General features: G+C 52.7%; 19 protein-coding genes and 2 rRNA genes (1 of these 21 cut by a window edge). 7 read left to right on the top strand and 14 right to left on the bottom strand.

What is annotated here, in order from left to right:
• Nucleotides 1-3: 3 nt before the first annotated feature.
• The 10 genes from GEOB_RS09515 to GEOB_RS09470 all read right to left on the bottom strand — a co-directional run bounded on the left by GEOB_RS09515 (nt 4) and on the right by GEOB_RS09470 (nt 9,466).
• Nucleotides 4-1,410: a lipid biosynthesis B12-binding/radical SAM protein gene (locus tag GEOB_RS09515; RefSeq protein ID WP_012646995.1), complete on the bottom strand. Its 1,407-nt coding sequence runs from the start codon at nt 1,408-1,410 to the stop codon at nt 4-6.
• Complete coding sequence (locus GEOB_RS09510; protein ID WP_012646994.1) at nt 1,410-1,856, bottom strand: acyl-CoA thioesterase; 447 nt, start codon at nt 1,854-1,856, stop codon at nt 1,410-1,412. Before GEOB_RS09510 ends, GEOB_RS09515 begins: the two co-directional genes overlap by 1 nt.
• Nucleotides 1,837-2,682, bottom strand: a complete 846-nt coding sequence (locus tag GEOB_RS09505; RefSeq protein ID WP_041267114.1) for an ACP S-malonyltransferase — start codon at nt 2,680-2,682, stop codon at nt 1,837-1,839. Before GEOB_RS09505 ends, GEOB_RS09510 begins: the two co-directional genes overlap by 20 nt.
• A 4-nt stretch (nt 2,683-2,686) precedes the next feature.
• On the bottom strand, nt 2,687-3,976 hold the full coding sequence (locus tag GEOB_RS09500) for a B12-binding domain-containing radical SAM protein (protein WP_012646992.1): 1,290 nt from the start codon (nt 3,974-3,976) through the stop codon (nt 2,687-2,689).
• On the bottom strand, nt 3,973-4,230 hold the full coding sequence (locus GEOB_RS09495; RefSeq protein ID WP_012646991.1) for a phosphopantetheine-binding protein: 258 nt from the start codon (nt 4,228-4,230) through the stop codon (nt 3,973-3,975). The genes GEOB_RS09500 and GEOB_RS09495 overlap by 4 nt, the downstream gene beginning before the upstream one ends.
• Complete coding sequence (locus GEOB_RS09490; protein ID WP_012646990.1) at nt 4,231-5,133, bottom strand: lysophospholipid acyltransferase family protein; 903 nt, start codon at nt 5,131-5,133, stop codon at nt 4,231-4,233.
• A 37-nt stretch (nt 5,134-5,170) separates the two neighbouring features.
• A complete protein-coding gene (locus GEOB_RS09485) occupies nt 5,171-6,526 on the bottom strand; it encodes a B12-binding domain-containing radical SAM protein (RefSeq protein ID WP_012646989.1) in 1,356 nt (451 codons plus the stop codon).
• A complete protein-coding gene (locus GEOB_RS09480; RefSeq protein ID WP_041267456.1) occupies nt 6,523-7,905 on the bottom strand; it encodes a radical SAM protein in 1,383 nt (460 codons plus the stop codon). The genes GEOB_RS09485 and GEOB_RS09480 overlap by 4 nt, the downstream gene beginning before the upstream one ends.
• 62 nt (nt 7,906-7,967) lie before the next feature.
• Nucleotides 7,968-8,636: a glycosyltransferase family 2 protein gene (locus tag GEOB_RS09475; RefSeq protein WP_012646987.1), complete on the bottom strand. Its 669-nt coding sequence runs from the start codon at nt 8,634-8,636 to the stop codon at nt 7,968-7,970.
• Nucleotides 8,621-9,466, bottom strand: coding sequence for a polysaccharide deacetylase family protein (locus tag GEOB_RS09470; RefSeq protein ID WP_012646986.1), 846 nt, complete (start codon nt 9,464-9,466; stop codon nt 8,621-8,623). The genes GEOB_RS09475 and GEOB_RS09470 overlap by 16 nt, the downstream gene beginning before the upstream one ends.
• Nucleotides 9,467-9,817: 351 nt before the next feature.
• On the opposite strand from GEOB_RS09470, the gene mltG reads away from it, so the two are divergent.
• Entirely contained in the window at nt 9,818-10,906 is a 1,089-nt protein-coding gene (gene mltG / locus GEOB_RS09465) for an endolytic transglycosylase MltG (RefSeq protein ID WP_041267113.1), read from the top strand.
• The gene (locus tag GEOB_RS09460; protein WP_012646984.1) at nt 10,875-12,821 is read left to right on the top strand and encodes a response regulator; all 1,947 of its coding nucleotides are present in this window, start codon (nt 10,875-10,877) and stop codon (nt 12,819-12,821) included. Before mltG ends, GEOB_RS09460 begins: the two co-directional genes overlap by 32 nt.
• A gap of 40 nt (nt 12,822-12,861) precedes the next feature.
• Here the strand turns inward: GEOB_RS09460 and GEOB_RS09455 are convergent, their stop codons facing one another.
• Nucleotides 12,862-13,125 carry a hypothetical protein gene (locus GEOB_RS09455; protein WP_012646983.1) on the bottom strand — a complete coding sequence of 88 codons (264 nt, stop codon included), beginning with the start codon at nt 13,123-13,125 and terminating at the stop codon, nt 12,862-12,864.
• A 196-nt stretch (nt 13,126-13,321) separates the two neighbouring features.
• Nucleotides 13,322-14,281, bottom strand: coding sequence for a sensor domain-containing diguanylate cyclase (locus GEOB_RS19320; protein WP_195892569.1), 960 nt, complete (start codon nt 14,279-14,281; stop codon nt 13,322-13,324).
• A 323-nt stretch (nt 14,282-14,604) separates the two neighbouring features.
• Here GEOB_RS19320 and GEOB_RS09445 point away from each other — a divergent pair, with 323 nt between their 5' ends.
• From GEOB_RS09445 to GEOB_RS09425, 5 genes are all read left to right on the top strand, one after another.
• Complete coding sequence (locus tag GEOB_RS09445; protein ID WP_012646981.1) at nt 14,605-16,128, top strand: TolC family protein; 1,524 nt, start codon at nt 14,605-14,607, stop codon at nt 16,126-16,128.
• Between the two features lie 72 nt (nt 16,129-16,200).
• Nucleotides 16,201-17,187 carry a 4Fe-4S dicluster domain-containing protein gene (locus GEOB_RS09440; protein ID WP_012646980.1) on the top strand — a complete coding sequence of 329 codons (987 nt, stop codon included), beginning with the start codon at nt 16,201-16,203 and terminating at the stop codon, nt 17,185-17,187.
• 10 nt (nt 17,188-17,197) lie between these two features.
• Nucleotides 17,198-18,046 carry an FAD/NAD(P)-binding protein gene (locus GEOB_RS09435; protein ID WP_012646979.1) on the top strand — a complete coding sequence of 283 codons (849 nt, stop codon included), beginning with the start codon at nt 17,198-17,200 and terminating at the stop codon, nt 18,044-18,046.
• A complete protein-coding gene (locus tag GEOB_RS09430) occupies nt 18,043-18,786 on the top strand; it encodes an NADH-quinone oxidoreductase subunit B family protein (RefSeq protein ID WP_012646978.1) in 744 nt (247 codons plus the stop codon). The genes GEOB_RS09435 and GEOB_RS09430 overlap by 4 nt, the downstream gene beginning before the upstream one ends.
• Complete coding sequence (locus tag GEOB_RS09425; protein WP_012646977.1) at nt 18,779-20,056, top strand: Ni/Fe hydrogenase subunit alpha; 1,278 nt, start codon at nt 18,779-18,781, stop codon at nt 20,054-20,056. Before GEOB_RS09430 ends, GEOB_RS09425 begins: the two co-directional genes overlap by 8 nt.
• 209 nt (nt 20,057-20,265) lie before the next feature.
• Here GEOB_RS09425 and rrf read toward each other — a convergent pair.
• Together rrf and GEOB_RS09415 are read right to left on the bottom strand one after the other, a co-directional pair.
• Nucleotides 20,266-20,382: ribosomal RNA gene (gene rrf / locus GEOB_RS09420) — 5S ribosomal RNA — on the bottom strand.
• 188 nt (nt 20,383-20,570) lie between these two features.
• A 23S ribosomal RNA gene (locus GEOB_RS09415) occupies nt 20,571-22,510 on the bottom strand (it continues 1,018 nt past the right edge of the window).

Genomic DNA, 22,510 nt, shown 5'->3' with positions numbered 1-22,510 from the left:
CATTCAGACGGCAGATTCAACGACGGTTGCCGACATGGGCCTGATCCTGCTCCGGCCGAGTCTTTTCATCAGCTTCCACAGCGGTCCCCGCACCGGAAAATGGCGCAGGGCCTCCAGCATGGCATCGCTCATGTTGATTTCCAGCCCCGGCGCCACCCAGTTCTTTCTGGCCAGTGCCCGCTCCGTGACCATCTGGCAGAGGGTCTCCCGGATGGGAGGCGAAATATAGAAAACGGGTTCCAGCAGGGATGTTTCCGCAGCAAGGGTGCCGTCGGCCAGGGCGGAAGCGTGCAATGGCGTGCCGGGGAAGATACGGATGCCGGTCATGGCAATGACGGCAGTCGGTTCAAGCTCGTCCATCAGGGCAAAAGTCTCGTCGATGGTTGCTTCGCTCTCACCGGGTCCGCCGAAGAGAATATAGTGGGCAAAATCCGCCCCTGCTTCCCGGCACAGGCGCGAGGAGTTGCGCAGATCATCGACGGTAAACGATTTACCGAGATTGCGCAGCATCGAGGCTGAACCCGATTCACTGCCGAATTCCACGGCGTCGCAACCGGCGGCAATCATTGTCTGCAGCAGGGATGGTGTTATGAAGGCCGGGTTGATGAAGGCGGTCCAGTTGATCTGAAGTTTCTCGGAGATCATGGCCTGGCACAGTTCCTCGGCAAATTCGGGGGGGTAGTTGAAGATATCGTCGACAAAGTAGATGTAACCGATGCCGAAGCCCTCCACCAGAGATCTGATCTCGGTGATGATGTCGCCGATCGGCCGCACCCTGATCGCCCTCCCCTCCAACAGGGGATAGGTGCAGTAGATGCAGGAAAAGGGGCAGCCCCGCTTGGTCTGGAGGTTGGCCATCCCCCCTTCGCGGTAGTACCGTTCCAGCGGGAAAAGGCCGCGCTCGGCAGGTCTTATGCTCTGGATGAGTCTGGCGGGCAAGAAACCGGTTTTTTCCCTGACCAGCACCCCCGGCAGGGACTCGGGAATCAAGCCATCGGAGATGCATGTCAGCAGTTCCGGCAAGATTTCCTCTCCCTCGCCGACCACGCCGTAATCCGCATCCAGGTAGGCGAGAATCTCCGCCGGCATGATGGAAAAGCCCGAACCGCCGGCGATAACCGGCACCCTGCCGCGGCAGATGTCGACGATCTTTTTCACCCCGGGCAGATAGGAACGGCTCCCGGGAAAGGTGACGTTGTCGATGTTTCTGATGGAAAGAACCACTGCATCGGGAGTGAACTCGTCGAGAGCTGTACTTACAGCAGATTCAGGATCATCGGCAAAGCAGAGGTCAAGGACCTTCAAGCGGTGTCCCCGTTCGGCCAGCGGGCCGGCAAGATAGGAAAGACCGAGAGGGAAAACCGGATACGGGGTCCTTTCCCTGTTGGCTGAGATCAGCAGGATATCCATCACACCCCCAGAAACGCCATCATCTTTTCAAGCCTCTCGGCAATAACCGGCGGCAAGGTATACTGCAAGACCCCATTCATGTCAGTCAGGACGTGCACGGTCCTTCCCGAGGCGGTCAGCTGTCCATCTTCGCCGACAATATCACAGGTAAATTCGAGAGTGCTCGTCTCGGTGCGCTTCACTCTCGTGCGCACGCGCAGCTCCTCGCCGAAGCGGGCGGGTCTTTTGTATTTGATGCTGAGATCCACCACCGGCGCCATGAACCCTGCATCGGAGATTTGCTCCACACCCACATCGAAGCGTTCAGCAAGGTCATTGCGTCCTATTTCCATCCATGCCACATAATGGCCATGCCAGGCAACCCGGTAAGCATCCACCTCATTGAAGCGCACTTTGATCAAGGTCTCGTGGAAATTCACCGCACTCTCATTTCTGGTCAGTTTCACTGGCTATCCAGCGGTTGTACTTTTTCAGCGCCTCGCCTGCCCCTACCTCATGAAATCTCTTTGCCCCCATACTAACCAAGGCACGGTAGGTTCTTTCCCAGTAAACCGGCATACAGAGCTGTCTGAACATGAAATCGGGCAGGTCTTTTGCCTTTAATCGGTTCTGCTCCAGGTGATCAATGAGAACTCCGCAGGGCTCAGCATAGCTGTAATCGGCCAATATCTGCCGCAACGGTGTTTCCAACTCAGAAATGAGAGGAGTGTGAAGGGGCGCGTCGCAATCAAAGACTTTTGCCGAAAAGGCTCCTTGGGCAAGGGCCTCGGCAACGGCTGTTTCAATATTTTCTTTCGTGCCACAGAGAAGAAAGTGACGGGAAGTGTTATGATTTGCCAGATGAGTGCCACTGTTACCGGCAATGGCCAACACCGGCTCGCAGGTCAAGCCGATGATGCAGCCAAGGGCAAAGCCCCGGTTTTTGCCCATTTCTGCCAGGCATGCGCCAACACGCCAGGTAAGTTCAATTACCTCTGCCTCGGGAAGTGAAGAGCACGCAGCCAGTGCCGGATAAATTCCCATGCTGTGTTCAGCGACCACAGCAGGTTGAATCCCTGCAGACCGCATTTTACGGTTCATATACAGACTCATCCCTACGCCATAGAGCTGGAGGCCGACATTTTCGGTGCTCGCCTCTCGAAGCCAGCTGGAAGTGAGCAAGTCGAAGCCGGCCTTTTGCCTCACCAGTTCCGCAATTGTGGTAAAGCCCTCATCCGGGGGCAGAGCGGCGCCTCGGGCCAGTGGTTGTCCAGGGAACATGAAACAATCCATCAGCCTACCCCATAACCTTGGCCGTGCGCCGGATGGCGCTCCGGAAACCGAAATTCATCGGTGCAAAGACCTGCACCGATCGGTGCAGCTTGAAAATCCGCCGGTACATGGAAGAAAAGGAATAAAACGACCGGTTGAGCCAGTCATGGCCAGCCTGCAGCTCGGCTGCGCTCATGCCCCGCGGAATGAAATTCACATGCCCCATATCGTAATCGCGCCAGTCATTGGAAGTTATGCGCCCCTCTTTTTCCAGCCTTTCACGAACCTTGGTTCCTGGATAGGGAGTTAGGATGGGGAAGATGGCAGCCTCGATACGGGCTTCTTCGCAGAAACGAAGTATGGGTTCGAAGATGGCGGGAGTATCACCGTCGGAACCCAGGACGAATGAGCCGAGAATACCGATGCCGTGGTCGCGAAAGACCTTGGCCTGCTCAAGATATGATGTGGCCTGGTTGGTCACCTTGCCCATCGCCACCAGCGATTCCTGGTTTAGCGATTCGAAGCCGACGAACATGCCGATGCAGCCGGATTCGCCGGCCGCTCGCATTAGTTCGGGATCACCGGCAAAGTCGATGGGGGCATGGGAAAGCCATTTGAATCCCATTCCTTTCATGGCTGAGAACAGGGACAGGGCATAGCGGCGGTTGGCCACCAGATTGTCATCGACGAAAAAGGCGAAGGAATTCTGCTTGCGCAGCACTTCAAGTTCGGTAAGTACCTGCTCCACCGGCCGCTCCCGGTATTTTCTGCCGTAAAAGGCGGTAACTGAACAAAACTCGCAGTCAAAGGGGCAACCGCGGGTGGTCTGGAGTGTGTTTGTGAGTAGATAGCCTTTGCCGGCAAAGATCTCCCGCCTGGCAACCGGCAGATCCGCCATGTCCAGCATGGCGTCGGGGCGATAAACGGGCTGCAGGGTTCCCCTTTCAAAATCAGATACCAGCCGGGGCCAGACCAGATCACCCTCGCCCACGACTACCGCATCAACATGGAGAAGCGCCTCATCGGGAAGATTGCTGGCGTGGAAGCCCCCCATCACAACCCTTATGCCCCTGGCACGGAACTGGTCGGCAATCTCATAGGCGCGGGGCGCCTGGGGAGTCATGGCGGTGATGGCCACCAGATCCGCATGGCCGGCAACATCAAGGGGCTCCACGTTCTCGTCGCACAGGGCCACCTCCCAGTGTGGCGGGGTAGCTGCGGCAATGGCTGCGAGGGAAAGGGATGGGAATTTGAACCCCAGCTCGCCCCACAATCTCCCCTTGGGCCAGCCTGGAGAGATGAGAAGCAGTTTCATTTACGGTGTTCCGCGATGAATTCTGCCATGGTCCTGACGGAGCGGAAAACCTTGTTGCCGGTCTCTGCATCAGGGACGACAACGCCGAATGCCTTTTCCATCCCTACCACCAGTTGCAGAGCGTCGATGGAGTCGAGCCCCAACCCTTCGCCAAACAGGGGAGCGTCCGTCTCGATGTCGCTGATCCCCATCCCCTCGATGCGGAGGCTGTCTATAATCAGTTGTTTCACTTGGTCGATCAATTCTTCTGACATCTATAAACCCTTTTCCTTGTTGATATTTTCCCTGCCCCAGTAGTCGAAGAAATTGTACCACTGGTCCGGGTACATTCTGATGTATTTCTCAAAAACCCTCAGGATGCGCTCTGTCCCTTCCCCGATGGACCCGGCATGGTCGGCATGCCCTCCCCTGAAGTAAATGGGTGCTTCCATGATAGTGGCGTAGTGATTCCCCTCCAGAGGCACGAAAACGGGGATGACCGGCGCTCCGCTGGCCATGGCCAGATAAGCGGCGCCAACGGGAATGGAAGCCTGCCTGCCGAAAAAATCGAGGGTCATGGTATGGGAGGAGCCATCGCGCTCTCCAAGCAAAGCAAGTATCTCGTTACGGCGAAGGGCGTTGACCGCCTCGATCACCGCCAGCGGCGACGTATCGTTCCGGTCCACATAGATAAAGCGAATACCCCGTTCAAGCCGGACCTGCTCCCTCAACTCGTTTACCTTCTCATCCGGCTCCCTGAAGGTGAGGACATTCAGGGTGTACCCCATGTCCGCAAGCCCCAGCCCCCCCAGCTCCCAGTTACCCAGGTGCGGGGAAATGAGAATGGCGCCATTCCCTGCAGCAAGCGCTGCGTCGAGAGGACCGCCGTCCGACCTCCTGCCGATCAGCGACTGCAGTTTAGAGCCACGCCACCTCATCATCAGCATCACATCGCACCAGTTGCGGGCGAACTTGTAATAGGTGGCCAGCACAAGCAGCTCCACGTTCCGACTGCCGGTGATGATCCTGATGTTGGACCTGATCCCCCGTCTTTTTTCCGCCAGAAGCAGGTAAAAAAGCCCGCCCCAGAAGATGGCAAAGGGAGGGTGCATGAATCTGGGGACGAGCACGGTAAAGAGTCTTATGAAAAACAGGTTCAAACTACTGTATAGCGCCAAGGGAAGCCTTCTTCAAGCAAAGCTGTTCATCCGCCTGTTAGAAAAAAAGATCATATGCACAGGTCAACATCCTCTTCAGGCTGAAATCCTGGGTTTTGCCATAGTCCCTGAAATCGTCCTTTGCCTTCTTCGATCGCCGGTAGAACCGTAGATAAGCCTTGATCAGCAAGAACTGAAGCAGATGTCGATTGATGCGCGGATGGCGGAAGACAAGGTGGAGAGCATCATAGAATTTCCAACGCTTGAGAAATATCCGCTCCTTTAATTCCCTGTAAAGGGGGGTGCCGGGATATGGGGTCAGGATGGAAAACTGGGCAATATTGGTGTTCAGGTCAACCGCCATCTGGATGGTCCGCTCCACATCCTTGGCAGTCTCATTGAGATGGCCGAGAATATAGCTGCCAAAAACCTCGATGCCATTTTCCTGCAAAAGCTTTACCGCCTTTGCGGTTGCCTCCCCCTGATTCTCTTTCCCCAGTGTTTTCAATGATTCGTCATCGGCACTCTCGATGCCGAGAAAGACCGTTTTGGACCCGGCCTGTGCCATGGCTTGCACCATCTGCGGGTTGCCGACGATGTTATCGACGCGGGAGAAGTTCCACCATTGCAGATCATAGGAGCGAGCGCGGATTCCATCGGCAATGGCAATGACACGCTCCGGGGAAAGACTGAAGTTGTCGTCGACAAAGGCAACGGCACGGAAGCCGTAGCGGTTATACACCTCGTCGAGCTCTGCCAGCACCGATTCCGGACTGCGGCTACGCCAGCGGCGCCCGAAGAAAGAGGAAGAGGAACAGAAAGAACATGCCCCGGGGCAGCCTCGGCTGGTCACTACTGGCGTAAGGGGAATACCGTTCAGGGACGCACTGTACTTGCCCAGATCCAGGAGATGACGGGCGGGCAAAGAAAGCAGTTCCGGGTCGGGAACTGGACCGTTGGCCGTCTCCACCAGCTTCTTCCCGTCACGGAAGATTATGCCCTCAACCTCGGCCAGGTCTTCACGGCGTTCCAAGTTTTGAAGCAACCGGGGAAAGGTCAGATCACCTTCTCCCTTCACTATGCAATGCACATGACCGGTACGAAGGATCTCTTCTGCCATGAACTGCGGATGGGGGCCACCCATAACTACCGGACGGCCTATGGCTGCCGCCTGCCGTGCAATCTCCATGGCTTTTTCGATGCGAGTCGTGTCGGAAGTGATCCCGACAACATCTGCTGCTTTGATATGAAAGGGATCGAGATCCGACGGTTCACACTGCAGATCGATAACCTGTACCTTGTGACCGGCCTGTTCAAGGCTCGCTGCAATGTAGAGCAGCCCCATGGGCGGCAGACTGACCCCGAAGGTGGTAAAGACTCCTGTTGATGGCGGGTTTACCAAAAGGACATTCATGCTTTTACAGAACCGGCCCGCTTTGTCTCTCCTGCTTCAGCAGTAAATTCCATTTTCCAGGTCGGGTCGGCAATCCTGGCATAATCAGTAGCATACTTGTCCATGTCCCCCGCCAGGTCGGTGAAAATTTCACCTGCCCCCTCGTGAGTGGAGTAGGTGCCTTCCATGGCAAACATTTCACGCCCCACATAAGGATGATCGATCAGCATGCAAGGTCTCAGCAGGTTTTCGTGGCTGCCCTGCTTTTCTCTGATCTTACGGAAGAGTGGCGATTTCAGTGCCTCGTTTATTGAAGTGCGGCGGATGTTGTCCACGGCAAAATGGCAGAAGACGCAGGGTTCGATGTCGCCATTGGCATTGACATGGAAATATTTACGGCCACCGGCAATGCAACCGCTGATGATGGGCCCGTCATTCCAGAAATCGATGATCAGCATGGGCTTTGAACCGCGGAAATCGGCTGTCCTTCGCCGCATCAGGTCTCGCTGTTCCGGGGCAGGCATCAAGGCCATATCCGGGTTACGCCCCACCGGAACATAAGAAAAAAGCCAGAGGGCAAAACAGCCCTTCTCAACCAGCATGTCAATATAACTGCCATCGGTAATAATATCCGTATTCCTGCTGGTGTGGGTAAAGGAGCCGCAGAATGAAAGCCCTGCATTTTTCAGCAGATCCATGGCGTGCATCACCTTCCTGAAGTGGCCAGGGCCGCGTCGTTCATCGGTCTCGGTCTCATAGCCTTCAAGGGAAAAGGCGGGCATGACATTGCCGACCTCTATGAGTCGCTCCACCATAGCCTCGTCTATCAACCCGCCGTGGGTGAAGACGAGGAACGCCATATCCGAATGCTTCCTGAATATCTCGAATATATCATCCTTGAAGAAAGGTTCTCCCCCGGAAATAACGGCGAAATACACCCCCATTTCCTTCATCTGGGTGAGCACCGAGTCGATCTCTTCCAGGGAAAGCTCCAGGGACTTTTGATAGTCACCGGCATAGCAGCCGTAGCAGGAAAGATTGCATTTCATGGTCGGGCTGATCACAACTGTCGAAGGGGGATAGTAGCCTTCCCGGTCGGCCCAGGCTTTCCGCTTATTGGTTCCGGAGAGCAGATGGTTGACAGCAAGATTGGTGATCCATTTATCCCGCTGATTGGGATGCAAATCACGAAGGATGCGGCGGGGAAACTCCATACTTGGATGGTTGTCACGAAGCAGCTGGCGCATCCATCTGATGCGATCCCTGTAATAATCCTTTTTCGGGATCAGTTCCATCAGGTAAGTCATCCTGGCCAGGTTTTCATTGGACGAATTGGTCGCCAGCGAAAGGAGCAAAGAAACTATTTTTTCTGTCGAGTAGTTTTTCAAACTCTGGAGCATGTTCACCCACTTCATGAAGCTATTTAAAGATTATAAGGGTTTTCCCAACCTTAAGTCCGTTTTCAAGCACGCATGTATCGCAAAAAGGTCATACAGATATTCCAGGTATCGCGTACCGGTCTGTAATGGCTTGTAGCGCGCCCATCTGCCACGCGCGCCGCTATCGGGATGGAACCAATAGTAAACCCGCCACGCCAGGCCTTCATCAGTATTTCCATCTCCAGGTCATAGCCTTCTGAGACAAGATTGATGCTGCGCAGCAGATGACCGGAATAGTAGCGAAAGCCGGACTGGCTGTCGCTTATTTCAAAACCGGTCCGCTTCTTCATGCACCACACGCCAAACCGGTTCCAAAAACTGCGCAACCCCGCCATTTGGTTAAACTGGGAAAATCGCGATGCTATAAGGATATCAAGATTGTTCCCCTTGGCATGTTCAATCAGGCAACCGATGGCGGAAATGTCATGCTGACCGTCCGCATCGATTGTCACAATTCCCTCGAATCCATGCATCAGCGCCCAGTTGAACCCGGTTCTCAGGGCGGCGCCTTTACCCATATTACGGCGATGGCTGATGAGATTGAGCGGCAAACCCTTGATGCAGGTGGCAGTCGCGTCCATGGAGCCATCATCGACTACCAGCAGCGGTAAACCTGAAGACAGTGCTTCCGTAACCACGGCAACAATTGTCTTTTCGGCATTATAGGCCGGAATAATTATACAGCTTCCCACTTTTCCACCAACTGCCTCATGGTACAGAACTTGAGTGATTGCAGAAGATGCCTGAGCCGGCCCTCGGCGTCGCTCCTGGTTCCATATGCGGCAAAGGATTTCAGGGGCGGAAGGCTCAAGCGCGGACCGGATGGGTCCATTTCCCGAGGATGGAGATAAAAAACCGCAGGCACTCCCCCATTGTTAAGTTTCCTGGCAGTATGGGCGATCAAACCCAAGGGGAAAAATCGGAATCCCCATCCACCACCGGTCGGGAGGTTGCCGATGGGAGAAGGTGTCACCATGGGCGGCACCTCGACAATACTGCCTCCCGTGGTCGCAATAGCAAAAGGAGTGCGAGGCCCCTTTCGGTCACCCACAAATGGAAGCGGATTGTAACTGGAATCATACAGGTAACCCTCCTCTTGGAGGATATCCACTGCCCAAGGGGTCCCTGGACCAATGGACCATTGGGGCGCCCTGAAACCGACAGGCTTGCAGCCGGTTTGCCTGCCTATTACTTCCGCCGTTCGTCTAATTTCATCCCTGAAACTGTTCGGCCCCAACCGAGGCACCAGTGTATGTGAATATCCATGGGACGCAATTTCGTGTCCGTCTCTGACTATATCGCCAGCCAGAGTCGGCTCCTCTTCGGCGACGGAGCCGAGCATGAAGAAGGTGGCCTTGATATGGTACTCGGCCAGAATTGCCAGGATACGCTCGACATTCTGCCGCACCCGCCTGGACCCTGGAGGTAAAACCGGCTTCGCCTCGTAATTGCTGACGTGATACCAGTCTTCCACATCAATGGTCAGCGCATTATGCACATTTTCAGGATCAAGCCTTTTCAAAGATCCGCCAGTGTCCGAGTACGGTTAAACTCTTCTTTTCCCGCTGCAAAACCTGCTATTTATGAAAATTTCGCCAATTTCGCCATCAAAACAGGGCTTGCAACCTGAGATAAACAAGAAAAACGGTCCTCTCCCGGTAAAACTAATTAGCAGAGCAGGTTACACCATGTAAACAGCTAAGTCAATAAAGCAGCCGTCGGCATATCCGGGGTGACGAGCAGGCTCGTATCGCCAGGGATGCCATAGTAAAATATAGGCTTTTGGCCTTGACATAAAGGCTAATATAACCTACAAATGGCTGAATATTGGCCTTTTATGGGCAGTAGCCACAAAAATGCAAGACACTGGGACATGAAATTTAACTTTTTAAAAAAGAAGAAAAAGTACCGCATTCCAGCGGTTCTCCTGCTATTGCTGCTGCTACCGATGCTGCGGCTGGGATTTTTTGCCGGCAATCCCGCAGGCAGCGGCAAAACTATTGAAATGATTACTATCTCCCCGGGAATGACTCCCGGCAAAATAGCTGCAGAACTCCATAGAAGAAAACTGGTCTCCAGCACACGCCTTTTCACACTTTATGCCAGGCTTCGCGGCCTTGATGCCAGGTTAAAGGCTGGCACGTATCAATTCAACGACGGCATGTCCCCCGGAGAGATACTGGGCAAGCTGGCTACAGGGGATGTCTACCGGTGCCTGTTTGCCGTACCCGAAGGCTACTCCACTTTCCAAATCGCTGAAATGCTGGAGGCAAAAGGCTTCTTCAGCAAAAAATCCTTTCTCAAACAGTGCCGTGACAAAAAAATGCTTCACGACCTGAACATTCCGGGCTTGAGCGTTGAAGGCTACCTCTATCCAGGTTCCTACAATATTGTGCCGGGCATGTCGGAAAAGGACCTGATAGAGCAAATGGTGGAGAAGTTCCATGAAGTATACTCCACCAGGTTCGCCGACAGGGCAAATGGGCATCCCTTCGATCAGGTCAAGGTCCTCACCATGGCCTCCATGATAGAAAAAGAGGCTATAGATCCGTCAGAACGCCCCCTGATTGCCGCTGTTTTTCATAATCGTCTTAAAATGGGGATGCGCCTTCAAAGCGATCCCACTGCAGTTTACGGAGTAAGGGCATTTGCCGGCAACGTCTCAAAGCAGGATATCATGCGCAAATCATCGTACAACACTTACATGATCAAGGGATTGCCGCCGGGGCCCATCGGCAATCCCAGCAGCGCCGCTATAGAGGCGGTCCTCAATCCGGCACCTGCAGATTATCTCTATTTCGTAGCGAAAAAAAACGGCAATCATCATTTTTCGACCACTCTTGAAGAGCACAACCAGGCGGTGAACCGATACCTTAAATCCTCATCCAAATCCGCTCCCCCAACATCCGGGAAAACGGCGGGATACGCAAATGACTACCCGAGTATTACTGGCAGAAGATAACGCCGCACTGGCGCAGATGCTGCAGACCTTTCTTGCGGCACAAGGTATGGAAACGATCATTGCCGGGACCGGGACTGAAGCCATGCGTGTACTCGCTTCAAGCCCGGTGGATCTCCTGCTCCTCGACCTGAAACTGCCGGAACTGAGCGGCGTTGAAGTGCTGCAGAGGCTGCGCAAATCACCTGAACTGGCATCATTACCCGTCATTATCATGACCGGTGTATACAGGGGAGAGAAATATGCTTTGGGGGCGCAAAAACTGGGAGTTCGTCACTACCTGGAAAAGCCCTTCTCCAGGCAGGCATTCTTGAACGCGGTGCATTCATCATTGACAGATGTTCAAGAGATTGGAGAGGCGCGGAATCTTTTCAGCAAGATTCTTGGCATCCATGAAACCGGAAAAAGCGGCACGCTCTCTCTACCCCAAGGGGTCCGCGTAATATTTCTCCATGGGGAGCCAATTTCATTCATATCCAAGGGGGAACGCGGTTTTGCTTCCTTTCTGACCTCCACCGGGAAAATAACCGTCGACGACCTGAACCTGTTCCTCAGTTCCGGCGAGGGACGGCTTTTCTTTACCCACACGGGCCTTCTCACCTATGATGATCTGGTCGAGGAATCACGGCTTTTTCTTACCGCGGCAATTATTTCCGCCCTGCGGGAGACGACAGGTTTCAGCTTCCGAGAGGAACCGTCACCGAATACGGAGTTTCCCCTGGCCCCCCTGTCGATGCCCCGTCTCCTATGCCAGGCAGCCAGGGAAAACAGCATCCCCTTCGAAGGGGAACAGTTTATCAGGGTCAATGGCGGAAAGTACCCATTCAGAACTTCGCTCTTTTTTCGCCTCACCAACCTGCTCACGCTTCGCCGGGAAGAAATCGACTTCCTGCAGCAGCTGGCCGCACGGCGCCCCCTGAAGGAATTGGTTGCCGCGGCCGAAACGCCCGGCGAAGCGGCCGCATTTTTTTATTTTCTCTTTGCCATGGGCATGTTGGGTTTCCGAGATGTTCCGTCGGCAGATGAAGAACCCGATTTTGTGCAGAGGAACCTGTTCAATCGCCCAATGGAGGAGGTCAAAACCGCCGATGAACCAGCTGTCGGTTTCGACGATCTGGTGGAAGAGGTATCGGAAACACTGGAACTAGTAGTGGGCACCGATGGCATGGCGGCGCCGCTTTCCTCGGAAGATATAAATTTCGAACAGACTGTCCAGCGAGAGTATGCCGGCATCCAGAATAAGAACTACTACGAAATCTTCGGGCTCAGCCAGAACACATTCAGCTTCAATGCCTTGAAAGAAGCCTATTTTGCCAAGACCCGCCAGTATTCACCGGAAAAGTTCATGGAACTTTCCGGCACGACCATGAATATCGCCCAGGATATTCTCTCCCATTATGCCAATGCCTACAACACACTCTCCAGTGTAGTGGCCAAGGAACGCTACGACGAGATGCTCAATGCCGATACCACCCTGGGCCTTGACGGAAAGCAGGATGACAGGCTCCAGGCAAGGATCCAGTTTCAGTCGGGAAGCGTCTTTATGGAAATGGGGGAGTTCGAGAATGCGGAAAAGGCGCTTCAGGATGCCTACACCCTTGAACCGGACAATGCAAGCCACTGCGCCTTGCTTGCCCTTGCCATTTACAGGAATCCGGCCAACCGCAGCTCAAAGGCGTCACTGGAAAAAGCAAAGATGCTCCTCGCCAAGTCGCTGCAAATCGAGAAAAACGCAGAGGCTTATGCCTTAAGGGGCTGGATGCTCATGGATGAGGGACGTGAAGGGCTCGCCGAGGGAGAATTTCAGAAGGCACTGAAAATTAATCCTAAGGAAAGCAATGCCCGCAAGGGCTTGAATATGATCGCCGAAAAACGTGAAACCGATAAAAAGGGGCTCTTCAGGAAAATATTCAGCTGAGCTTGCTCCTCCACCTTATCCATCTATTCCCCAAGAATCGTTAGGGAACTACCAGTTCCCGCACCACGTCCCCCATAATCCTGCGGACTGTCTTTTCCTCAACCAGCTGAAAGAGACGGCTGCCGCCAAAGGCTATTTCCAGGCAATCCTGCCAGCTTCTTACCCTTACCGGAACTTCCGTCACGCCATTACCGACAAGACCGTCGAAGATGTGCTCCACTCCACCCGTCCTTTTGCGCGGCGCCCTTTCGTGCAGGTCAAGATACACCGCCTGGCCTAAACTATCATTGGTGATATATATCATGCGGCACCTCCATGGTTTTCTACAGTTAACCACAGAAATACGACACAATACGTCACAATTGGCCATTTCAAAGATGCCTACATTCAATAACCCGACGCATCAGCATTTCGCTTGACCAGCATCTCTATTTCACCGATTCGCAGTCTCCCCAAGGTTCAATCTGGGAGAAGATAAGCATCTGGCGTCCTACAGCTTTTTATAAAAACCCTTCTAACTGCTCATTTTTATGGGCGAACTTCTCACGATACATGTTCCGGTCAGCTTCAATGAGCGCTTCCTGTAATGATTCCGCACTCTCTGCCGTTGCCGCACCAAGTGAGATATTGATTTTATGACTGTGTCTCTCAAGGTTGTGGCAAGCAAAGGCTGCCTTGATGCGATCGACCGTTTCTTCAGCTACGGCCCGCCCTGCCCCAGGAATAATCAGAACAAATTCATCGCCACCAACGCGGGCCAAGGTGTCCCCGGAACGTATCACCTTTCTCAGTACCTGGGCGGTGGCCCTGATTAGTTCATCTCCCGCCGCGTGACCACAGGTATCATTGACGACTTTCAGGCTATCCAGATCAAAGGAAATGATGCTCACAGGGAAGACATCGGCTGCCGAAATTCTTGCCACTTCTGCCTCGAAAAAACTGCGGTTATTTACGCCCGTTAAGGAATCATGGGCAGATAAATGTTCCAGCCTCCTTTCAACCGCCTTCCTTTCACTGATGTCATAGCAGGAACCGATGTAGCCGGAAAATTGGCCACGAAGATCATAAAACGGCATGCCATGATCGATTATCCAGCGATATTCTCCGTCTGCACGTCGTAACCGGTACTCCATTACGAATGGCATGCGGTTCTTGAAAGAATCCTGATAGATGTTAAGGCAGCGATCAAAATCCTCGGGGTGCACACCCTCTGTCCAGCCATCCCCCAACTCCTGCTCCATGGTCCGACCGGAGAACTTGAGCCAAGTCTTATTGAAGTAATTGCATTTTGCATCAGTACCGGCCCGCCAGATGAGAGCGGGAAAGTCTTCAAATATTTTCAGATAAAAGTCCCGTGAGCGGCTGATTTCGTCAATATAGTGGCTGACCATCCAGTGAAGGATTATGGAAGTGACGACAACAAAGGCAAGACCCTTGAAAATGGATAGACGCGCGATCATGGAGGCATCTCTGACGATAGCTGTCACAATCATATCCGAAAATAATATCCACAGGCACCCAACAATAAGGTAGCTTCCAGATATCTTGGCAGTTATTACTCTGGCATTACCCTGTCGATCCATTTTTATCCTTTGGCGAAATTCCAACCGATTCCAGCCCTACTAGAAGACTCGGTTTTTATAGATTAAAACTTTAGCTTCATTTCATAAAAATCCCCTTTACAGTTGCCTGAATAATCGATAAAAATGACCTTTTGTCATCGGGCTTGACGTGGCAACTAATTGCATTGCTGCATCTCGGTACAGAACAAAAAGGAATCATCATGAGACCCCAGATTAAAATATCACTCACCATTCTTTTCTCCTTTTATCTGGGTGCTGCTGCCGGTATGGCTTCAGCCGAAGAAGGAGCATTGAGTCTTTCCATGAAAGACGCCATAAAACGGGCGGCTGAAAACAACCTGGACGTTAAGATCGAGCTCTATAATCCTGCCATTGCCGAGGCCGACATACGGAGAAACGCAGGCATTTACGATACCCTGTTAAATGCCCTGGTCAATTACAACAACTCCACCACCACACCATCAAACATAGTCATTACAGGGACCGATATCACCAAGCAGCAGTCCTTTGAATTCAATGCCGGAGTCAGTCAGCTTATCCCCACAGGGGGCACAGTGGCAATTGGCTTCAATAACATCTGGTACAACAACAATTTTGATGCCACCAGGACTCTCACCAACTACTACCAATCGGACCTTGTCCTTTCACTGAACCAGCCGCTTTTGAAGAACTTCGGCAGAGAGAACACAGAGCTGGCCATCAATGTCGCCAGATTTGCCAAGGAAGGCTCACTGGAAACGTTCAGGACGAGGCTCAATAACACCGTTTCCCAGGTACTGAACGAGTACTTCAAGCTTTACAGCCTGAGGCAAGACCTGGAAGTAAAAAAGGTATCCCTTACTCTGGCCCAGAGGATCCTGTCAGATACCCAGGGAAGGGTTAAAGCAGGGGTACTGCCGGCCATGGAGATACTCAACGCGGAGTTTGGAGTTGCCACCAGGGAAAAAGATATCATCGATGCACAACGGGCCCTGAATGATGAGATGGACCTTATTCGCGTGCTGTTGCAGTTGCAAGGGAACCAGGAAATCATACCCACCGACACTCCCACAAAACAGGAGCTTACCGTAGAGGAAGACGAGGCACTGACCTTGGCCTTTGCCACACGCCCGGAATTACAGACCCAGCGGGCCAACCTGAAAAGCAGGGAACTGCAGACACGAGCCCTGAGGAATCGCACCCTCCCAGATCTGACCTTTAGAACCAGTGTCTCCCTGACGAGCCTCGATAGAAGCTATTCCAACGGCATCAGTAATATCGGCTCCGCCGATTATCCGGTATGGGGGCTTGGTCTGCAGTTGTCCTATCCCCTCGGCAACCGCGCGGCGGAGAATGAATATATTCAAAACAAGCTGGCACTGGAGCAGACGCGAACCCAGCTGAAAGCAATCGAAACCAATATTGCCAACGAGGTACGGACGGCCATAAGGGGGCTCAGGGCTAGCTTCAAACAGCTGGAAGTTACCGACCGGGGCCGAGCTTTCGCTGAAGAACGACTAAACGCCTTCATCAAGAAGAACCAGGCAGGACTCGCCACGACCAAGGATGTGCTCGACGTTGAAAATGATTTGGTAACAGCTCAAAATAACCAGATTCGTGCACTGGTGGATTACAACAACTCCATCACCAGACTTTGGCTGACAACCGGGCAGCTTCTGGACAAGCAAGGCATAAAGGTAGATGAAAAACAGGCCGACTCACTGTACGACGAAGCTCGCCGATAGTTTTCCCATCCCATAAAAAAGTTGTCTGCCACCGAATTAGCGTTAGAATTGCAAAGGTAACGCGGAGGTCGTGTGGCAGATAAATTTCTGGCAAGTGAGTCACTGGAAGATTTTTTATCCGACCTGATGCAGATTGGTACCCTTCATGGTCCAACCATCAACCGCCAAGGGGTATTATCTTTCAATCCTGTTTCTTCTATTTTCGACCTGAACCTGGATTACCATCGCACTCTCCTCCCCCCTAAAAAATACCTTCTCCCTCCAAAAACAACAATACTGCAGTTTGAATCTGGTAGCGGCTATACTCAGGCAACCCCACCTAATGAAAGAACTGTACTTTTCGGTCTCCATGCCTGCGATTTGGCCTCCATCGCCTACCTTGACCGCGTTTTTCTGGAAGACCGTCCTGACCCGATCTATCAAAGCAGACGTAATCGTCTTGTGCTAGTCGGTATTTCCTGCAAGCCCGATGAATTTTGCTTCTGCGGCGAACTGGGAATTGAGTCATCATCGGTGCCATACGACCTATTCCTGGCCAAAGGGGAAGGTGGCTTTATTGTCCTCCAAGGGAGCCAATTGGGGGCAGAGATTATTGCGGAACTTACCAATCTGACAGAAATCACCGGGCTAGTGAGAAAAACGGCAGTAGCGGCAGAAACGGCCGCACACATAGACCGCGCAGTGCAAAGGCACGAGACTTTTGATGACAGTCCCCTCTGGGATGACTTCGCCAGACGTTGTCTTTCCTGCGGCGCCTGTTCCCTTTGCTGCCCGACCTGTTACTGCCTGGACGTGCGAGAGTATGGAGCCCTTGATGGACAGACGGCAACACGTATCCAGGAGTGGGACAACTGTCTTTTCAAAGCCCATGGTGAGGTCACCGGAGGAATAAATTTCAGAAAAACAAGACAGGAGCGGTTCCGCTATCGTTTTTTGCACAAGTATTATGGATTCGGCCCGCTCCGAGGCGTCATCTCCTGTGTCGGTTGCGGCCGGTGCCGGGAGGTGTGTCCGGTCAGAATCGATCTTCTGGAGCTGTTCTGTGAGCAAAGGAACTAGTGGAGCATCAATGACCGAAAACCCTATGATTCACATACCTGCGCCAGCAAAGATCATCGGCTTGAAGTCCTTGACATCGGACATCAAATTGTTTCGGCTTCAATTTGTCAACAATGAAACCTGCCGTGGATTCAGTTTCATCCCCGGCCAATTCTTGCAGGTATCGGCAGCCGGGGTTGGAGAAGCCCCGTTCTCACCTGTTAATGGTCCCGGATCAGATGGGCTCCTTGAGCTCTGCATCAGGCAAGCAGGCCACGTGACATCTAAGCTCCATTCACTGCAAGAGGGGGACCTCGTCTATGTACGCGGGCCCTTCGGCAACGGTTTTCCTGTGCATGAAATGAAGGGACATAACCTGTACCTGCTGGCTGGCGGTCTCGGCATAGTGCCGTTGCACTCGCTGCTCCGCTATCTGGTCGAACGACGGGAAAGCTTCGGCGCAATCACCTTCATGTACGGCGCCAAGGAGCCCTCCGCCCTCCTTTTGCGTGAAGACCTGCAGGAAGTTTCCTGCCAGAAAAATGTGAAGCTCATGCTAACAGTTGATTTTGCCACTGAAGATGAGGCCGGCAAGCTGCTCTGCAACATCGGGCTACTACCGGATCTGCTGAGGGGTACCTCTATTATGGCAGAGAAGAGTTATGCCGCCGTCTGTGGTCCCCCAGCCCTTTATAGATGCCTTATCGGCGAGCTTGAGTCGTTGGGCTTTAGAGACGAGTGCATCCTGCTCAGCCTGGAGAGAAGAATGAAGTGCGGTCTCGGGCGTTGTGCGCACTGTGCAGTCGGACAATCGCTCTGCTGCATCGACGGCCCCGTCTTTCGCTACAGTGAGATCAAGGACATCGAGGGGGCCATATGAGGCCGACTATTGCCTTTGCCGGTCTTACGGCTTGTTCAGGCTGCCAGCTTACCTTGCTTAATTGCGAGGATGAGCTGCCCCAGGTTGCCGAGAAATTTAGTATCGTCCATTTTTCCCTGGGCATGTCCGGGGGAGATGAGTGCTCACCCCTTGATGCTGCATTTGTCGAAGGGGCAGTCTCTACACCAGAAGACCTGGAGATCCTGTTGAGCCTGAGAAATCGGAGCCGCTTGCTTATTGGCGTTGGTACCTGCGCCAGGTGGGGAGGGATCGCGGCCATGAAGAATGATCAGTCCCGCAAGGAGCTTGCTGCGGCCGTCTATGGAGATTCAGCGCACTCCCTCTTGACCTTTGCTCCTGGCCCACTGCATCGCTTCGTCACAGTGGATTTTACAATTGTCGGCTGCCCTCCGGAAAAAACCGAGGTACTGGCTACTCTTGCATCGCTCCTTCACGGCACCCTGCCGGTTTTCCCAGACTACCCGGTCTGCACCGAGTGCCGCAACAGTGAAAATCTCTGTCTCCTCATGGAAAAAGACGAACTGTGCCTGGGCCCGCTGATTCAGTCTGGATGCAATGCCCGCTGTCCCGCTGTTTCCATTGCCTGTGAAGGATGCAGAGGGCCGGTCGTCGAGGCGAACGTCGCCGCAGAACTAGCTCTGCTTCTGGAAAAAGATTTCAGCAAAGAGGAGATCATGAGCAGGATGCGCCGCTTTTATCCGGAGTGGAACAATGAGTAATATTATTGAAATAAAACCGCTGACCAGAGTGGAAGGACACGGCGTAGTCCGTGTCTTTATGGATGGCAGCCATGTGGACCGTGTTGAACTGGCCCTGGTAGAACCACCGCGGCTATTCGAGGTGCTCCTGCGGGGAAAGCATTTCCGGGAAATTCCTGATATCATCTGTCGCATCTGTTCTCTTTGTTCAACGATCCACCGTGTCACAGCTCTGATGGCCGTGGAAAAAGCTTTCGGCATCATTGTATCGAGTGAAACCTATCTTTACCGCCAGCTTATTGTCCTGGGAGGGCACATCCAGAGTCATGCTCTTCATTTATTCTGCCTTGCTCTGCCGGATCATTTCAATGCTGCGGGTTTTGCAGACCTGGCAAAACTGGCACCTGACCTGTTAAAGCTCGGTCTGCGGATAAAAGCGGTGGGTAATGATATTCAGGAGACTATTGGCGGCCGCCTGATTCATCCGATCAATGTGAAGATCGGCGGTATGGGGCAGCATATTGCCAGCAATGACCTCCTCCGTCTACAGCAAAGCCTTAAATCAATACTTTCCGATACTATCCGCACCGTCGAACTCTTTTCATCATTCGCAACGCCGGGACCACCTCTGCCACCTCCCGTCTATCTGGCAGTGAAAGATGAAAATGCGCCACCACTTTTCGGAGACATGCTGACCACAAGCACCGGAATAGCGGTTAAAGGTTCCGATTATAGATCTGCATTGAAAGAGAGCGTAAATGATCATTCCAATGGCAAGTTCAGCCATTTTGATGATACAAATATTGCCGTAGGTGCCCTTTCCCGACTGAACATGAACATACGGTTAACAGAAGCGGCAGGAAAAGCCTTTGACCAGGCAAAGAAAAAGCTTGTTAATGGAGACATGTGGCAAAATAACCTTGCCCAAGCAATCGAGTTAGTTTTTGCCGTAGAGTCTGCCATGGAAATAATTGATTCTCTTCTGCAAACTGGGCACGGGCATTCAGCGACTGACGGCATACTATCACCCAAGGGCGAAGGAACAGCCATTACTGAAGCACCCAGAGGGGTACTCATCCACAGTTACAGTTTCAATAGTAGGGGATATTGCGTTGGCGCAGACATCATAACCCCCACAGCCATAAACCAAGCTGCCATCGAGCAGGACCTTCTCTTTTTAGCAAGAGCCACGGAAGGGGCAGGAGAGCAGGAAATGAAATTTAAGCTAGAGATGTTGGTACGAGCTTACGATCCCTGTATCTCATGTGCTGTGCACCTGATATCCCTTTGATTTAGCCGATATATGAATTCAGGTGCTAGCAGCAGCACAGAAGACAAACGAATATGGGTCTTGTGGACATATGAGGAAGTTATTGCGATAACGGGATAAGAGGGAGTGGAGACAGGTGAGGGCGAGGAAAGAAAGCAAGGTATGGGTAGAAAAAATCCAGAACTAAAAAAGCCCCAACTGAATGAACAGTTGAGGCTTTTCAAATTAAATCCCGGCGGCGACCTACTCTCCCACACAGCTACCCGTGCAGTACCATCGGCCCTGAGAGGCTTAACTTCCGTGTTCGGGATGGGAACGGGTGTGACCCTCTCGGCATAGCCACCGAGAAACTCTTGTGGCGGTGATTGGTGGTTGGTGATTGGTGATTGGCAAAAACGTTTGCCCATCACTGCTCACTAATCACTATTCACTGCCGTTTATTTATCTCGGCAATCGCATATATTTGATTTGTAGTAGTAGAGATTGATTAATATTAGGGGGTGGGGTTGCCACCCCCCTTTTGAAGTTAATTTTTATGGTCAAGCCTCACGGCCGATTAGTACTGGTCAGCTAAACAGATTGCTCTGCTTACACACCCAGCCTATCAACGTTGTGGTCTACAACGGGCCTTTAGGGGTTGTTACACCCAGGGATACCTAATCTTGAAGGAGGCTTCCCGCTTAGATGCTTTCAGCGGTTATCCTTTCCGTACATAGCTACCCAGCGAATGCCACTGGCGTGACAACTGGAACACTAGAGGTACGTCCATCCCGGTCCTCTCGTACTAAGGACAGCTCTTCTCAAGTATCCTGCGCCCACAGAAGATAGGGACCAAACTGTCTCACGACGTTTTAAACCCAGCTCGCGTACCGCTTTAATTGGCGAACAGCCAAACCCTTGGGACCTACTTCAGCCCCAGGATGCGATGAGCCGACATCGAGGTGCCAAACCTCCCCGTCGATGTGAACTCTTGGGGGAGATCAGCCTGTTATCCCCGGCGTACCTTTTATCCGTTGAGCGACGGCCCTTCCATACAGAACCGCCGGATCACTAAGACCTACTTTCGTACCTGCTCGACTTGTTGGTCTCGCAGTCAAGCTCCCTTATGCCTTTACACTCTACGGCTGGTTTCCAATCAGCCTGAGGGAACCATCGCGCGCCTCCGTTACTCTTTGGGAGGCGACCGCCCCAGTCAAACTACCCATCAGACAGTGTCCCCGACCCGGATGACGGGCCTGGGTTAGACACCCAAAACAACCAGGGTGGTATTTCAAGGTTGACTCCACCGACACTGGCGTGCCAGCTTCAAAGTCTCCCACCTATCCTACACAAGCTATTCCGAATGTCACTGTCAAACTGTAGTAAAGGTGCACGGGGTCTTTCCGTCTTTCTGCGGGTACTCGGCATCTTCACCGAGAATTCAATTTCGCTGAGCCACTGGTTGAGACAGCGCGGAAATCGTTACGCCATTCGTGCAGGTCGGAACTTACCCGACAAGGAATTTCGCTACCTTAGGACCGTTATAGTTACGGCCGCCGTTTACTGGGGCTTCGGTTCAAAGCTTCGCCTTGCGGCTGACAAATCCCCTTAACCTTCCAGCACCGGGCAGGCGTCAGACCCTATACATCGACTTACGTCTTAGCAGAGTCCTGTGTTTTTAGTAAACAGTCGCTACCGCCATTTCTCTGCGACCCTCTTCGGCTTCACGTGCGTATCGCTACACCTGATGAGGGCATACCTTCTCCCGAAGTTACGGTATCATTTTGCCGAGTTCCTTAACCAGTGTTCTCTCAAGCACCTTAGGATTTTCTCCTCACCCACCTGAGTCGGTTTACGGTACGGTCACCTGTGAACTGAAGCTTAGAGGCTTTTCTTGGAAGCATGGGATCAACGACTTTATGAGCATACGCTCTCGTCATCACGCCTCGGCGTTAATGGAGAAAGGGATTTGCCTCTCTCTCCCGCCTACACGCTTAAACCGGGACATCCAGCACCCGGATCGCCTACCCTTCTCCGTCCCCCCATCGCATTCACAGGTGGTACAGGAATATTAACCTGTTTCCCATCAACTACGCCTTTCGGCCTCGCCTTAGGGACCGACTAACCCTAAGCAGATTACCTTTACTTAGGAAACCTTGGGTTTTCGGTGACAAGGTTTCTCACCTTGTTTTTCGCTACTCATGTCAGCATAATCTCTTGTGATACCTCCAGCCGTTCTCACGATCGACCTTCGCAGGCTTACACAATGCTCCCCTACCACTCATACCTTAAGGTACGAATCCGTAGCTTCGGTACTATGCTTAGCCCCGTTACATTTTCCGCGCAGACCCACTCGACCAGTGAGCTATTACGCTTTCTTTAAAGGGTGGCTGCTTCTAAGCCAACCTCCTGGTTGTCTGGGCATTTCCACATCGTTTTCCACTTAGCATAGATTTTGGGACCTTAGCTGACGGTCTGGGCTCTTTCCCTTTCGAC

The organism is Geotalea daltonii FRC-32 (genome assembly GCF_000022265.1).
In the GTDB taxonomy this organism is placed as follows: domain Bacteria; phylum Desulfobacterota; class Desulfuromonadia; order Geobacterales; family Geobacteraceae; genus Geotalea; species Geotalea daltonii.
This window is presented reverse-complemented; position numbering and strand designations above follow the sequence as displayed.

Bases quoted from the DNA above. Each gene is read 5' to 3' on its own strand.
- mltG (WP_041267113.1), top strand. From the start codon at position 9,818: ATGAAATTTAACTTTTTAAAAAAGAAGAAAAAGTACCGCATTCCAGCG.
- GEOB_RS09435 (WP_012646979.1), top strand. From the start codon at position 17,198: ATGACCGAAAACCCTATGATTCACATACCTGCGCCAGCAAAGATCATC.
- GEOB_RS09430 (WP_012646978.1), top strand. From the start codon at position 18,043: ATGAGGCCGACTATTGCCTTTGCCGGTCTTACGGCTTGTTCAGGCTGC.
- GEOB_RS09485 (WP_012646989.1), bottom strand. From the start codon at position 6,526: ATGAATGTCCTTTTGGTAAACCCGCCATCAACAGGAGTCTTTACCACC.
- GEOB_RS09500 (WP_012646992.1), bottom strand. From the start codon at position 3,976: ATGAAACTGCTTCTCATCTCTCCAGGCTGGCCCAAGGGGAGATTGTGG.
- GEOB_RS09425 (WP_012646977.1), top strand. From the start codon at position 18,779: ATGAGTAATATTATTGAAATAAAACCGCTGACCAGAGTGGAAGGACAC.
- GEOB_RS19320 (WP_195892569.1), bottom strand. From the start codon at position 14,281: ATGATCGCGCGTCTATCCATTTTCAAGGGTCTTGCCTTTGTTGTCGTC.
- GEOB_RS09460 (WP_012646984.1), top strand. From the start codon at position 10,875: ATGACTACCCGAGTATTACTGGCAGAAGATAACGCCGCACTGGCGCAG.
- GEOB_RS09445 (WP_012646981.1), top strand. From the start codon at position 14,605: ATGAGACCCCAGATTAAAATATCACTCACCATTCTTTTCTCCTTTTAT.
- GEOB_RS09505 (WP_041267114.1), bottom strand. From the start codon at position 2,682: ATGGATTGTTTCATGTTCCCTGGACAACCACTGGCCCGAGGCGCCGCT.
- GEOB_RS09495 (WP_012646991.1), bottom strand. From the start codon at position 4,230: ATGTCAGAAGAATTGATCGACCAAGTGAAACAACTGATTATAGACAGC.
- GEOB_RS09515 (WP_012646995.1), bottom strand. From the start codon at position 1,410: ATGGATATCCTGCTGATCTCAGCCAACAGGGAAAGGACCCCGTATCCG.
- GEOB_RS09455 (WP_012646983.1), bottom strand. From the start codon at position 13,125: ATGATATATATCACCAATGATAGTTTAGGCCAGGCGGTGTATCTTGAC.
- GEOB_RS09480 (WP_041267456.1), bottom strand. From the start codon at position 7,905: ATGCTCCAGAGTTTGAAAAACTACTCGACAGAAAAAATAGTTTCTTTG.